The organism is Nonomuraea antri (assembly GCF_013283785.1).
GTDB lineage: Bacteria > Actinomycetota > Actinomycetes > Streptosporangiales > Streptosporangiaceae > Nonomuraea > Nonomuraea antri.
Genome location: NZ_JABCPZ010000133.1, coordinates 1 through 13,874, shown reverse-complemented (window position 1 = coordinate 13,874; position 13,874 = coordinate 1). Strand labels below are relative to the sequence as shown.

Below are 13,874 nucleotides of genomic sequence, written 5' to 3'. Positions count from 1 at the left end.
CCGGCGGCGGCCGTGCCCGCGAGGGGACGAGATGCCTACCCGCCGGTAGAACGATGTTCTGACGGGGAAGGAACAAGACGGAGGGCCGATATGCACATCGACCGGGACGTCACTCCGGACTATCCCCTGAGCTGGCAGGCCCGCGCGCTGACCGGGCTGATGCGCGGCACCGTGAAGCCGGCCTCCGCCCTGCTCATGCGCCACCCGCTGGCCATCGAGGCGGCCGCCGGGCTCGGCCGGCTGGGCCGCCTGGTGCCGCTGCGCCCGCCCGGGCACGTCGGCATCGTGCCGGCCGCCTTCTCCGCGTGCGGCGGCGAATGGGTGCGCGCCGGCCAGGGCCTGGACGAGCGCAAGGCGCTGCTCTACTTCCACGGCGGCGGCTACTTCTCGTGCTCGCCGCGCACCCATCGGCCGATCACCTGGCGGCTGTCGGTGGTGGCCAGGCGCCCGGTGCTGGCGCTCGACTACCGGCAGGGGCCGGTCTTCAAGCTGGCCGACTCGCTGGCCGACGCCCTGGACGCCTACGACTGCCTGCTGCGGCGCGGCCACGCCCCGGAGGACGTGATCTTCGCCGGCGACTCCGCGGGCGGGCATCTGACGCTCGCCACGCTGCTGGCGCTGCGCGACCGCGGCCTGCCGCTGCCGTCCGCGGCCATCTGCCTGTCGCCGTGGGCGGACCTGACCGACATCCCGCGCCGGGCCAACCGGTGGCAGGACCCGATGTTGCCGGCCGGGCGCATCCGCTGGCTGGCCCGCCGCTGGACCAGCGGGCTCGACCCGCGCGATCCGCTCGTCTCGCCGGTGCTCGGCGACTTCTCCGGGCTGCCGCCGCTGATGATCGTGACCGGTTCCACCGAGGTGCTGCGCGACGAGGCCCGCCGGGTGGCGATGAGGGCCAGGCAGGCGGGGGTGCCGGTGACGTACGAGGAGTGGCCGCGGATGCCGCACGTGTTCCCGATCATGGCGGACGTGCTGCCCGAGGCGCGGCTGGCCTTCCGTCACATCTCGGCGTTCCTGACGGCGGTCGGCGCCGCGTCGGCCGTGTCCGCAGATTCCGCCGTGCCTGGAGATTCGGCAGTGCCGGGGGACTCGGCCGCGGCTTGAGCCGCGCTTGGGCGAGGCCGGGCGGGGTAGCGCGGTAATAGGGATATTTCGTGTTTGGTCGTATTTTTCCGGCGTGGCGCGGCTCTGGTCCGCATACGCTGACTCGTTAGGCGGGGGATCGCCGCAGCATGTAAGGTTAGGTATACCTAACTTACCCTGCGAGGAGCTTGACGATGGCAGACAAGCCCAGGGACCACCATCGCGGCGTCGTCCTGCGCACGGAGTGGATCTCACCGCACATGGTCCGCGTCGTGGTCGGGGGTGACGGCCTGCGTGACTTCGCCACCGCCGGTCTCACCGACCACTACGTGAAGCTGGTCTTCCCGTACGAGGGCGTCGACTATCCCGAGCCGTTCAGCGTGCGTAACGTCCGCGAGACGATGCCGCGCGAGCTGTGGCCGCGCCTGCGCACCTACACCGTGCGCGCCTGGGACCCCGACGCGCTGGAGCTGACGCTCGACTTCGTGGTGCACGGAGACGAGGGCCTGGCCGGGCCGTGGGCCGCGCGGGCGGTGCCCGGCGACGTGATCCACCTGCTCGGCCCCGGCGGCGGCTACGCGCCCGACCCCGAGGCCGACTGGCACCTCCTGGCCGGTGACGAGAGCGCGCTGCCCGCCATCGCCACCGCGCTGGAGTCGCTGCCCGAGGGCGCGCCCGCGCGGGTGTTCGTCGAGGTGGACGGCCCGGAGGAGGAGCAGAAGCTGCACACGCCCGGCGACGCGCGGGTGGTGTGGCTGTACCGGGGCGAGCGTCCCGTGGGCGAGGCGCTGGTGCGCGCGGTGCGCGGGATGGACTTCCCGCCCGGCGACGTGCAGGCGTTCGTGCACGGGGAGGCGGGGTTCGTCAAGGACCTGCGCAGGCACCTGCGCCTGGAGCGGGGGATCGCGCTGGAGCGGCTGTCGATCTCCGGCTACTGGCGGCTCGGCGTCGACGACGAGGGCTGGCGCGCGGTCAAGCGCGACTGGAACCGCGAGGTCGAGGCCGAGGAGTCGGCCGCCATCGCCTGACCACGGCCGGCGGCCCGCCGCCCGGCCGTGGAACGTGCCAAACCGTCACTCCAGCCCGTCGGATCCCAGCCCTTACTCACCCTGGAGTAACGAACGCCTTACCTGCGATACCCCTTGCGTCAGACATGCGGAAACCCCACCCGGTTGCGTCCACAGTGTGCTTTGCCGTGTTCCAGCTAGGAGAGGCGAGACCCGGATGGCGCGTGGTGGGAGCGACATGCCGGCGGGCGTGCGACCGCTTACGGTGGGCGACCCGGTCATCATCGGCCGGTATCTGCTGCTCGGCCGATTGGGCAGTGGGGGCATGGGGGTGGTCTACCTGGCCGAGCACCCGCAGGGTGGCCTGGTCGCGCTCAAGACGCCGCACGCGATGCACCTCCACGATCCCACGTTGCGGGCGCGTTTCGCAGAGGAAGTCGCGTTTTCGCGGCGGCTGGTGCCGTTCTGCACCGCGGCCGTGGTGGAGGACGGCACGGACAAGGATCGTCCGTACCTGGTCACCGAGTACATCCCGGGCCCGGCGTTGTCGCAGGTCGTCATGGCTCGCGGCCCGCTCACCCCGGACCTGGCCTACGGCGTGGCGCTCGGGGTGGCCGCCGCGCTGGTGGCGGTGCACGACGCGGGGCTGGTGCACCGGGATCTGAAGCCGGGCAACGTGCTGCTGTCGCCCAAGGGCCCGCGGGTGATCGACTTCGGCATCGCCCGCGACGTCGACACCGTGGCCGCGCACACGCAGGCGGGCCAGGTCATGGGCAGCCCCGGCTGGGTGGCGCCGGAGCGGCTCACCGGCGGCGCGGCGCTGCCCGCCTCGGACGTGTTCGCCTGGGGCTGCCTGATCGCCTTCGCCGCGAGCGGGCATCACCCGTTCGGCGGCGGCGAGCTCGACGTGCTGACCCGCCGCATCCTGTTCGACCCGCCACGCACCGAGGGCGTGCCCGCGCTGCTGCGGCCGGCCGTGGAGGCGGCCCTGGCCAAGGAGCCGGGAGAGCGCCCGGGCTCCCGCGAACTGCTGCGCGCGCTGCTCGCCTCCGGCGGCGTCGGCGACCCGTGGGACCTGCGCGAGGCGGTGGCCGGGATCCTGGAGGAGATCTGGACCCCGATCCCGTACCCGCCGGGCGGCGGCCGGGTGCGCCTGGCCGCACTGCCGGGAGCGGAGTCCGGCACCGGGACCGGGGACGGGCCCGAGGCCACCGCGCCCAGGCGCAGGCGGCGGGCCAAGGCCGGCGCGCACCTGTCGCACGCCAGCTTCGCCGCCCTGGCCACGGTGTCGATCGCGGCCATCACGGTGATCGCCGCGGCGGGCGGCGACGGCATGCGGCTCGGCGGCACGTCGATGGTGCCGGAGCGGCCGCCGGTGATCCAGCCGCACGGCAGCGCCGGCTCGACCCAGCGTCCCGTCTCGACGCCCACGTACGGGCTGCCGCCCCGGCCGCGCGTCACCGGCGTGCTCACCCCGAAGGCCGTCGCCAGCCGCACCCGCACGATGGGGCCGTTCACGGTGCTGACGCCGTCGGACCCGGGCAACACGTTCCGTCCCTCCGAACGGCCGCAGGACGACCCGCCGGACGCCGCCGAACCCGGCGGCTGCGCCAGCCCGGCGGGCAGGAAACGCGGGCGGCAGGCCAGGCGCGACTGCCCGGAGCCGTCGACGTCGATCAGCACGATCCCGCAGGACGGCCCGGGCGAATCCCCCGAACCGTCGGTCTCCGGCAGCGTCTCGGCGACCCCGACCACGTCCGGGGCGCCGTGAGATCAGGCCGGGCTCTCGCGCAGCGACTCCTGGATGACGGGGGCCAGCCGGTCCATCGCGGTGCCCAGCCAGCCGGTGAGCTCGTCGGGCAGCGTGTCGTGGATCCACACCAGCCGGCTGCGCGTCTCGCCGTCCGCGAAGACCTGCATCGAGGTGTTGTCGTGCGCGACGTCGTCCCCGACCCAGCCCCAGACGATCCTGCGGGCGCGCTCGTCGCGGGCGATGAGCCGTTCGCTGACGACGTTGCCGTCGGCGAAGGTGAGGCGGCGCACGGCGGGCTCGCCGGGCAGCACCTCGGTGCGGGCGCCGGGCGCCATCTTCGCCGGCCCGCCCGCGAAGTCGCCGACCGCCGCCCAGACGTGCTCGGGTGACGCGTCGATGACGATCTCTCTGATGACGGATGCCATGGGATCCTCTCCGTTCCTGCCGGCCACCGAGTAGACAGGTCTGTCTAGTCGTGAGCTCAACGTAGACAGACTTGTCTGGTACCGTCAAGAGGTGATCGAGAAGGCCGCCCAGCGCCGTGAGAGCCCGGCCCGCGGCCGCATCCTGGCCACCGCCTCCGCCCTCTTCTACGCCGAGGGCTTGCACACGGTCGGCATCGACCGGATCATCGCGGCGGCCGGCGTGGCGAAGGCGACCTTCTACCACCACTTCCCGGCCAAGGACGAGCTGGTCCGCGCGTACCTGGAGGAGGAGTTCGGGCGCCAGCGCGCCGCCGTCGCCGCGCTGCGGGCCGCCGCGCCGAGCCCGCGCGAGACGATCCTGCGCATCTTCGACTTCCTGGGGGAGAACGGCGCGAACCCCGGCTTCCGCGGCTGCCCCTTCACCAACGCCGCCGCCGAGTACCCCGATCCCGCGCACCCGGTCCGCCAGGCCGTCACCGGCTACCGCCACTGGGTGCTGCGGCTCTTCCACGACCTGCTGGCCGAGAGCGGCCACCCGGCGCCGGAGCACGACGCGCGCATCCTGGTGATGATCAGGGACGGCATCGTCGTGGGCAGCGACCTCGACGACCCGGGGGCGCTGCGTCCCGTCATCCGCGACGCGGTCGTCCGGGTGCTGGCCGGCGCGCCCGGCTGAACGGCGGAAAACCGCTGGCCCCGGCGCGGCGGGGTGCGCGACGATCACAAGGTATCGAGCGGCCCACCGTCCCCGACCGAAGGAGAGGACTTCGGTGTTCCACCTCGCCGACGCGGATCTGCGCGTGCTCAACTCGCTGACCAAGTATCCGTCCATCCCCACCCACCACCGGCTCGACCCGCACGGGAAGGGCAGCCTCCTGGAGGAGTGCGCCGTCTTCACCGGCCCGGTCGTCGCCACGGAGAAGGTGGACGGGACCAACGCCAGGATCATCCTGACGCCGGACGGCTCCTGGCTCATCGGCTCGCGCGACGAACTGCTGACGGCGAGCGGCGACATCGTGGCCAATCCGGCGCTCGGCATCGTCGACGCGCTGCGCGGCCTGGCCGAGTCCCTGCGCGGCGAGCGCGACGCCGTCGAGGTCTACTACCTGGAGGTGTACGGCTCGAAGAAGCTGCCCGCCTGGCGGCAGTACGGCCAGGGCGAGCCCGCCCACCGGCTGTTCGACCTGGCCACGATCCCGCTCGACCTGCTCGCCTGGGACCCGGCGGACATCTCCCGCTGGCGCGACGGCGGCGGCCAGTCCTTCGCCGCCGAGGCGGACCTGGCGGAGGCCGCGCGGCGCGCCGCGATCCCCATGACGCCGCGCCTGGCCACCTTCGACGGCGGCGAGCTGCCGGGCGGGGTCGAGGACATGCGGGCGTTCCTGGAGCCGTTCAAGCGGACTCAGGCCGCGACCGACGGCACGGCGGGTGACAGCGAGGGCGTCGTCCTGCGGGCCCCCGACCGGTCGCTGATCACCAAGGCCCGCTTCCAGGACTACGACCGCACGCTCAAGCGCCGCGCCCGCTGACCCTTCGGGGGAGCCGCGCCCGCTGACCCTTCGAAGGAAAGGAGAAGGCCGCGCCAGGCCGGGGGGAGACTGGCGCGGCCGATCGCCGGGGGAACCATCCCATGCCCTGGAGGTGGCCGGCGAGATCCGGGGGATCAGTGGTGGAACTGCTCTTCCTCCGTCGAGCCCTTCAGCGCGGTGGTCGAGGAGTCCGGCGCCACCGCGGTGCTGACCAGGTCGAAGTAGCCGGTGCCGACCTCGCGCTGGTGCCGGGTGGCGGTGTAGCCGCGCGACTCGGCCGCGAACTCCGCCTCCTGCAGCTCCACGTACGCGGTCATGCCCTCGTTCGCGTACCCCTGGGCCAGGTCGAACATCGAGTAGTTCAGCGAGTGGAAGCCCGCCAGCGTGATGAACTGGAACTTGTACCCCATGTGGCCGAGCTCCTTCTGGAACTTGGCGATCGTGGAGTCGTCGAGGTGCTTCTTCCAGTTGAACGACGGCGAGCAGTTGTAGGCCAGGATCTGGTCCGGGTACTGCGCCTTGATCGCCTCGGCGAACTCGCGGGCGACGTCGAGGTCCGGGGTGCCGGTCTCCATCCAGAGCAGGTCGGAGTGCGGGGCGTAGGCCAGGCCGCGGGCGATGCAGGCCTCGACGCCGTTGCGGACCCGGTAGAAACCCTCCGGGGTGCGCTCGCCGGTGGTGAAGGCCTGGTCGCGCTCGTCCACGTCACTGGTCAGGAGCGTCGCGGCCTGTGCGTCGGTCCGCGCGATGATCAGTGAGGGGACGCCGGCCACGTCCGCGGCGAGGCGGGCCGCGTTCAGCGTCTTGACGTGCTGGCCGGTCGGGATCAGCACCTTGCCGCCGAGGTGGCCGCACTTCTTCTCGGAGGCGAGCTGGTCCTCCCAGTGCACGCCCGCCGCGCCGGCGGCGATCATGCCCTTCATCAGCTCGAAGGCGTTCAGCACGCCGCCGAAGCCGGCCTCGGCGTCGGCCACGATCGGGGCCAGCCAGTGCGGCGCGTTCGCCACGCCCTCCGACCAGGTGATCTGGTCGGCGCGCAGCAGCGCGTTGTTGATGCGGCGCACGACGGCCGGCACCGAGTTGGCCGGATACAGGCTCTGGTCCGGGTACGTCTGCCCGCCCAGGTTCGCATCCGCGGCGACCTGCCAGCCGGACAGGTAGATCGCCTTCAGCCCGGCCTTCACCTGCTGGACGGCCTGGTTGCCGGTCAGCGCGCCGAGTGCGTGCACGTAGTCCTCGGTGTGCAGCAGCTTCCACAGGCGTTCGGCGCCGAGCCGGGCGAGCGTGTGCTCCTCCTGGACGCTGCCGCGCAACCTGATCACGTCTTCGGCGCTGTAGGTCCTCTCGACGCCTGCCCAGCGAGGGTCGTTGTCCCATTCGTCCTGCAGCTGCTCAGCAGCTCCCTTGAGGCGATCGTTCATTGTTCACTCCTTTGTCGTCCCCTGGGGCTCACGCCGAGTCTCTGCCCGAGGCGGTCGAGGGCAATAGTCCTGTTCGCTGGAAAGAACGACGAAATTTTCCGATCCAGGTATTACTGGCGGGTATTCGTTAGAGAAGAAATCGCAAGTTTTCCCGTTGGACTAGACCACTGCCCCGCATGCGAACCGGCGCGGGGGATGCCGGGCGGTGGAGGGGCGCCGGCGGGGGTGCGTTCGCCACGCCACCGTCCCGGCGCCTGGAAAATGGGCCGATTTTCTGTCTAAGATGCCGACATGGCGTCCTTGCTGAGCGAAGAACCGCTGTCTTTGACGCAGGAGCTCGATCTGATCGCGTTTGGCCAACGCCTGCGTCACCTGCGCAAACAGCGCGGACTCACCCTCTCCGACCTGGGTTCGCGGGTCAGCAGGGCGCCCAGCCAGCTCTCGCTGCTGGAGAACGGCAAGCGCGAGCCGAAGCTCTCGCTGCTCAAGTCACTGGCGGCGGCGCTGGGCGTGCCCGTCGAGGAACTGCTGCGCCGCCAGCCGCCCAACCGCCGCGCCCAGCTGGAGATCGCGCTGGAGGAGGCGCAGCGCGACCCCATCTACGCCGGGCTCGGCCTGCCACGGCTCAAGGTCTCCGCGCGGGTGCCGAACGACGTGCTCGAACACCTGCTCGGCCTGTACGGCGAGCTGCGCGCCAGGCAGGCCAGGGGCACCGCCACGCCCGAGGAGGCCAGGGCGGCCAACGCCGAGCTGCGCCTGCGCCAGCGCGAGCTGGGCAACTACTTCCCCGAGATCGAGAAGGCCGCGGCCGAGGCGCTGAGCGCGGTCGGCTACCGCACCGGGGCCCTGTCGCAGAGCACGATCCAGGGCCTCGTCACGCACTTCGGCTACACCGTGCACACCGCCCAGGACCTGCCCCGGTCGGTGCGATCTATCACCGACCTGCGTAACCGGCGCATCTACGTCAAACACGAGCAGCTCGGCATGCACACCCCGCGCACGATCCTGCTGCAGACCCTCGGCCACCTGGCGCTCGGCCACGGCAAACCCCGCGACTTCGCCGACTTCCTGCGCCAGCGCACCGAGGCGAACTACTTCGCCGCCGCCGTCCTCGTCCCGGAGCGGGCCGCCGCGCTCTACCTGCAGGAGGCCAAGGCGGACCGGGCGCTGTCGGTGGAGGACCTGCGCGACGTGTTCGCGGTCTCCTACGAGATGGCCGCCCACCGCTTCACCAACCTGGCCACCCACCACCTGGGCCTCGTCTGCCACTTCGTGCGCAACGACGCCGGCGGGACGATCTACAAGGCGTACGAGAACGACGGCATCGTCTTCCCCGCCGACGAGCAGGGGGCCATCGAGGGGCAGCGGATGTGCCTGCAGTGGTCAGGGCGGCAGGTGTTCCTCTCGCCGGACCGGTTCTCGGTGTTCTACCAGTATTCCGACTCGCCGACCGGGACGTATTTCTGCGTGGCGCACGTCGATCCCTCGCGGGAGCGGGACTTCGCCATCACGCTCGGCGTGCCGTACAAGGAGTCGCGCTGGTTCCGCGGGCGGGAAACGACGAATCGCACGAAATCCAACTGCCCGAACGGCGACTGCTGCCGCCGTCCGCCGACCGAGCTGGCCGAGCGCTGGGAGGGGTACGCATGGCCGTCGGCGCGGGCGAATTCCCATGTTCTGGCCGCTCTTCCGCCCGGTTCCTTCCCCGGTGTGGACGAGGCAGACGTCTACACGTTCCTGGAGCGGCACGCCGCCACCACCACATAAGCTGACATGTGGTGAACGGGGGAGGTGTGTCGCATGCTTCCTGAAGTTCGGGGTTGGTTGCGGCGCCGTACCTCATCGGGGGCCGACTGGCCGATCCAGGCCCTGATCGAGGCCAAGGGGGACACCACGGTCAGCGTGGTGCTCCCGGCGCGGGACGAGAGGGAGACCGTCGGCGAGATCGTCGGAGTCATCCGGCGCGAGCTGGACGGACTGGTCGACGAGGTCGTCGTCATCGACTCACGCTCGGGCGACGACACCGCGGCGGTGGCCGCGCGGGCCGGGGCCGAGGTGCACGCCCAGGACGAGATCCTGCCGCAACTCGCGCCGCTGGACGGCAAGGGCGAGGCGCTGTGGAAGTCGCTCGCCGTCACGTCCGGGGAGGTGGTGGCCTTCGTGGACGCCGACATCCGGCACTTCCGGGCCGCGCTGGTGTCCGGCGTGCTCGGGCCGCTGCTCGCCGATCCGAGCGTCGCGTACGCCAAGGGGTGCTACGACCGTCCGCTGAACGGCGCGCCCAACGGCGGCGGCCGGGTCACCGAGCTGGTCGCCCGCCCGCTCATCAACCTGCACTGGCCGCAACTGGCCGGATTCGTGCAACCGCTGTCGGGGGAGTACGCGGGCCGGCGTTCCGCGCTGGAACGCGTGCCGTTCCTGACCGGCTACGGGGTCGAGCTGGGGCTGCTCATCGACCTGCTCGACCTGGCCGGGCTCGACGCGTTCGCCCAGGTGGACCTGGGGTCGCGCGAGCACGCGCCGCAGTCCACCGAGGCGCTCGGCGGGATGGCGGCGCAGATCATGCTGGCCGCCTGGTCGCGGCTGGAACGGCAGGGGAAGATCCACGACGCGGAGGAGCCGGAGGTGGAGCTGGCCCAGTTCCACCGGAGTGAGACCGGGCACGACGTCCTGACCAGGGACGTCTCCATCGCCGAACGACCACCCATGATCACCATGTCCTGACCCGCGTGTCTCAGGCGGGCGCGGCGCGGACGGGTGCCGTGGCCCGGGCGTGTCAGGCGAGCGCGGTTCGGACGCGGCCGCCTGCGCGTGTCAGGCGAGTGCGGCGTGGACGGGTGTTGTGGCCTGCGCGTGTGAGGAGTGCGGCGCGGGCGGGTGTTGCGGCCTGGGCGTGTCAGGCGAGTGCGGCGCGGACGAAGGCGGCGACCTGGGTGCGCATGGCGGCGTGGTCGTCGGTGTCCGGGCCGAGCATGATGCGGGCCAGCTGCGGCATCATCGCCGGGAACAACGCCAGCCCGGTCAGCAGGAACAATGTCCGGGCCGTGTCGGCCGACGGTTGCTCGCCCCTGCCCTCGGCCAGCGAATCCCGCTTGCGCGCGCAGCGCTCGACCCGCGCCTCCTGGCCGGGCAGCAGGTCCTGGCCGCGGTAGTTCAGCGCCTCCCACATCAGCAGCCGCGCCAGATCGGGGTGCTCGCGGTAGTAGTCGGACAACCGGACCACGTAGTCGACCGGGTCGGCGCCTGGCAGGGCGATCTGCGAGGTCAGGTCGTCGAGCGCGGTGGTGATCACGGCGTCGAACAGCTTCTCCTTGCTGCCGAAATGGCCGTAGATGCGCTCCTTGTTGACGCCCGCCCGCTCGGCGATGCGGTCGACGCGGGCGCCCGCGATGCCGTACGCGGCGAACTCCTCCCTGGCGGCCTCCAGGAGGGCGGCGCGGGTGGCGGACGTCGAGACCTTCGGTGCCATGCCGGACATCCTAGTCCCTCCAACCGGTTGGTTGTATTCCAACCGAATGGTTGACACCCAACTAGTTGGTTGGTTACCGTCCCTGGCCATGGTGAACACACATTCCGGACCATCCGCCCTGTCGGGATCCCCCGACCTCCCGAAGTCAGGGGGTGGGCAGGCGTACGCGCCGTTCGGGCGCACGCTGCTGGCCTTCACCCTCACCGCCGTACTGGTCAGCGGCCAGCTCTACATCGTGATCCCGCTCCTGCACGACATGGCCGCCGACTGGGGCGCCTCGGCGGGCGGGCTGACCTGGCTGGTGACGTCGTTCGGCATCGGGTACGGCATCGGGTTCCTGGTCTTCGGCCCGCTGTCCGACCGGTACGGGCGGCGGCGGTTGTTGCTGATCGGGCTGCCGCTGGCGGCCGTCACGACCGCGGCGGTGGCCGCCGGTCCGACGCCGGAGGTGGCGCTGGCGTTGAGAGCCGTCCAGGGCGTGGCGGTGGCGATGTTCCCGCCGGCCGGGCTGGCGTACCTGGCCGAGCGGATCGAGCCGGGCCGGCGGGTGGCGGCGATCGCGGCGGTGACCGGGGCGTTTCTCGCGTCGGCGGTGTTGCTGCAGGTCGCGGCGCAGGTGCTGGTGGAGATCATCGGCTGGCGGGGGTTGTTCCTGGCCTCCGGGCTCGGGTTGGCGGCGGCGGGGCTCGGGTTGCGCGCGGTGATGCTGCCTGATCTGCCTCGTTCGGGGGGCGGGTCGGTGTGGTCGGCGTACCGGGCGGTGCCCGGGTTGTTGTTCGACCGGGTGCTGATGTTGAGGTATGCGGCGACGGTTGTGGTGTTGGCTGGATTTGTCGCGATTTATACGGGTTTTCAGATCTTTGGTATGGCATCACCCGGTGAGCTGCTCGCCCTGCGTGCCGCGGGACTTCCGGCGATCGTCCTGGTGCCGCTGCTCATGCCGTGGCTGGCCCGCCTCTCCGGTCCGTCGCGGGCGGTCATGTTCCTCACGGCCGCTGCGGCCGCGCTCGCCGTCATCGCGCTCACCGGCGCGTCCGGCCTGGGGTTGGTGGTGCTGCTTACGGTGTACGTCGCCGCGATCGCGGGCGGCCTGCCCAGCCTGAACGAGTCGATCTCGGCCCGGGCCGGGCAGGCGAGGGGGACGGCGCTGGCGCTGTTCTCGTTCGGCCTCGCGGTCGGCGGCAGCGCCGGCCCGCTGGCCGCGTCGGCGTTCGGCGGGTTCACCACGCTGGCGTACGGACTCGCGGCGGCCATGGCGGTGGCCGCGCTGGCCGTACTGGCCTCGACCCGCCTGGCCGGGGTGGATACGGCGCGGCAGTGAGGCGACAAAGGGCGGGATCACCCGGTGGCACCCGGGGATCGCCTGCGGGGGTACCCGGGGTCGTGTGGGGTGACCGGGGATCGCGTGAGGTGATCCGGGATCGCCTGGGAGCCGGCTGGCTCGGAGCCGACTTGGCTTTCGGGCCAGCTTGGAGCCGACTCCGATTGCCGGACCGGCTCGGAGCCGACTCCGGCTTCCGGGGTGGCCCGACCTGACCCCCGCGCTCGTCGGCGGCGGGCGCGTTGGCGGCGGCCGGCTTGCGCATGAGGGCCGCCGCCAGCACCGCGCCGACCACCGGTTTCCGGGCGGGCCCGAGCTGACCCCCGCCTTCCGGACGGCCCCGAGCCGGCTGCGGCTTCGGACGGCCCGAGCTGAGCCCGCCTTTCGGGGGCCCGAGTGGACTCCGGCTTCCGGGGGCGGCTACTGCCCGGTAAGGTGTTACTCGTGGTAACGCCTCGGGGGATGAGTGGTCGGGGCGCGGCCGGAAATATGAGCGTTCGAGCCCCCAAACAGCGAAAAGTCAGGGAGTACGCATATGAGCGGGTTCTATCCGGAACTCAGCGACGACGTGATCGAGGTGCGTGACTGGGTCCACGCGTTCGCCCGTGACGTCATCCGCCCGGCCGGCGCGGAATGGGACGAACGCGAAGAAACCCCCTGGCCGGTGATCCAGGAGGCCGCCAAGATCGGCCTCTACTCCCTCGACTTCTTCGCCACCCAGTGGTTCGAGCAGAGCGGACTGGCGCTGCCCGTCGCCTTCGAGGAGATCTTCTGGGGCGACGCCGGGATCGGCCTGTCCATCGTCGGCACCGGCCTGGCCGCCGCCGCGCTGTCGGCGAACGGCACGCCCGAGCAGATGGGCGAATGGCTGCCGCAGATGTTCGGCACCGAGAACGACGTCAAGCTCGGCGCCTTCTGCGCCTCGGAGCCCGACGCCGGCTCCGACGTCGGCGCCATCCGCACCCGTGCCGTCCACGACAACGGCGACTGGGTGCTGAACGGCGTCAAGACCTGGGCCACCAACGGCGGCATCGCGAACGTGCACGTCGTGGTCGCCTCGGTCGATCCGTCCCTGGGCACCCGCGGGCAGGCCTCGTTCGTCATCCCGCCTAACACGCCCGGCCTGTCCATGGGGCAGAAGTTCCGCAAGCACGGCATCCGCGCCTCGCACACCGCCGAGGTCATCCTGGACAACGTCCGCGTCCCCGGCTCCTGCCTGCTCGGCGGCAAGGAGAAACTGGACGCCAGGCTCGCCAGGGTCCGCAACGGCGAACGAGCCGGCGAACAGGCCGCGATGCGTACGTTCGAGACCACCCGCCCGTCGGTGGCGGCGATGGCGGTGGGCATCGCACGGGCCGGCTTCGAATACGCCAGGGACTACGCACGGGAGCGCGAGCAGTTCGGCCGGAAGATCGGCGAGAACCAGGCGATCGCCTTCCTGCTCGCCGACATGGCCACCCGCGTGGACGTGGCCCGCCTCCTGACCTGGCGCGCGGCCTGGATGGCCCGCAACGGCAAGCGGTTCGACCAGGCGGAGGGGTCGATGTCCAAGCTGGTGGCGGGGGAGACGGCGGTGTGGGTGACGGAGCAGGCCATCCAGATCCTGGGCGGCGCCGGCTACACCAGGGAACACCCGGTCGAACGATTCCACCGCGACGCCAAGATCTACACCATCTTCGAGGGCACGTCCGAGATCCAGCGCCTCATCATCGGCCGCGCCGTCACCGGCCTGCCGGTGCGCTAGTAACGGGCTCCGTCCGCTACGAAGTCACCCGAGAGCACGTGAACAACGTGCTGCGCCGTCATGACCCGCCACGGCGTCAATGTCGGTGCGCCTGGAGCGTTTCGTGGCGCTCGGGTGGGAGC

12 protein-coding genes are annotated in these 13,874 nt (G+C 71.6%); 9 read left to right on the top strand and 3 right to left on the bottom strand.

Going from position 1 to position 13,874, the window contains the following annotated elements; all coding sequences use genetic code 11:
• Positions 1–90: 90 nt before the first annotated feature.
• The 3 genes from HII36_RS33990 to HII36_RS33980 all read left to right on the top strand — a co-directional run bounded on the left by HII36_RS33990 (position 91) and on the right by HII36_RS33980 (position 3,861).
• Positions 91–1,104 (top strand): alpha/beta hydrolase, encoded by a 1,014-nt coding sequence (locus HII36_RS33990; RefSeq protein WP_173527407.1) that lies wholly within the window; start codon positions 91–93, stop codon positions 1,102–1,104.
• A 173-nt stretch (positions 1,105–1,277) separates the two neighbouring features.
• Positions 1,278–2,111 (top strand): siderophore-interacting protein, encoded by an 834-nt coding sequence (locus HII36_RS33985; RefSeq protein ID WP_173527406.1) that lies wholly within the window; start codon positions 1,278–1,280, stop codon positions 2,109–2,111.
• Between the two features lie 229 nt (positions 2,112–2,340).
• Positions 2,341–3,861, top strand: a complete 1,521-nt coding sequence (locus tag HII36_RS33980; RefSeq protein WP_173527405.1) for a serine/threonine-protein kinase — start codon at positions 2,341–2,343, stop codon at positions 3,859–3,861.
• Between the two features lie 2 nt (positions 3,862–3,863).
• Here HII36_RS33980 and HII36_RS33975 read toward each other — a convergent pair whose 3' ends face one another.
• Entirely contained in the window at positions 3,864–4,268 is a 405-nt protein-coding gene (locus HII36_RS33975) for an SRPBCC family protein (RefSeq protein ID WP_173527404.1), read from the bottom strand.
• 91 nt (positions 4,269–4,359) lie between these two features.
• On the opposite strand from HII36_RS33975, the gene HII36_RS33970 reads away from it, so the two are divergent.
• Both HII36_RS33970 and HII36_RS33965 read left to right on the top strand, forming a co-directional pair.
• Positions 4,360–4,944 carry a TetR/AcrR family transcriptional regulator gene (locus HII36_RS33970; RefSeq protein WP_217370317.1) on the top strand — a complete coding sequence of 195 codons (585 nt, stop codon included), beginning with the start codon at positions 4,360–4,362 and terminating at the stop codon, positions 4,942–4,944.
• 94 nt (positions 4,945–5,038) lie between these two features.
• Positions 5,039–5,797 carry an RNA ligase family protein gene (locus HII36_RS33965; RefSeq protein WP_173527403.1) on the top strand — a complete coding sequence of 253 codons (759 nt, stop codon included), beginning with the start codon at positions 5,039–5,041 and terminating at the stop codon, positions 5,795–5,797.
• Between the two features lie 134 nt (positions 5,798–5,931).
• On the opposite strand, the gene aceA is transcribed toward HII36_RS33965, so the two are convergent.
• Positions 5,932–7,218 (bottom strand): isocitrate lyase, encoded by a 1,287-nt coding sequence (gene aceA, locus HII36_RS33960; protein ID WP_173527402.1) that lies wholly within the window; start codon positions 7,216–7,218, stop codon positions 5,932–5,934.
• 291 nt (positions 7,219–7,509) lie between these two features.
• Here aceA and HII36_RS33955 point away from each other — a divergent pair, with 291 nt between their 5' ends.
• Together HII36_RS33955 and HII36_RS33950 are read left to right on the top strand one after the other, a co-directional pair.
• The gene (locus HII36_RS33955; RefSeq protein ID WP_407940840.1) at positions 7,510–8,985 is read left to right on the top strand and encodes a helix-turn-helix domain-containing protein; all 1,476 of its coding nucleotides are present in this window, start codon (positions 7,510–7,512) and stop codon (positions 8,983–8,985) included.
• A gap of 33 nt (positions 8,986–9,018) precedes the next feature.
• Positions 9,019–9,942, top strand: a complete 924-nt coding sequence (locus HII36_RS33950) for a glucosyl-3-phosphoglycerate synthase (RefSeq protein ID WP_173527401.1) — start codon at positions 9,019–9,021, stop codon at positions 9,940–9,942.
• 172 nt (positions 9,943–10,114) lie between these two features.
• Here the strand turns inward: HII36_RS33950 and HII36_RS33945 are convergent, their stop codons facing one another.
• Positions 10,115–10,687: a TetR/AcrR family transcriptional regulator gene (locus tag HII36_RS33945; RefSeq protein ID WP_173527400.1), complete on the bottom strand. Its 573-nt coding sequence runs from the start codon at positions 10,685–10,687 to the stop codon at positions 10,115–10,117.
• Positions 10,688–10,775: 88 nt separating this feature from the next.
• On the opposite strand from HII36_RS33945, the gene HII36_RS33940 reads away from it, so the two are divergent.
• Positions 10,776–12,008 carry an MFS transporter gene (locus HII36_RS33940; protein WP_173527399.1) on the top strand — a complete coding sequence of 411 codons (1,233 nt, stop codon included), beginning with the start codon at positions 10,776–10,778 and terminating at the stop codon, positions 12,006–12,008.
• Between the two features lie 535 nt (positions 12,009–12,543).
• A complete protein-coding gene (locus HII36_RS33935; protein ID WP_173527398.1) occupies positions 12,544–13,752 on the top strand; it encodes an acyl-CoA dehydrogenase family protein in 1,209 nt (402 codons plus the stop codon).
• The last annotated feature ends 122 nt before the right edge of the window (positions 13,753–13,874 follow it).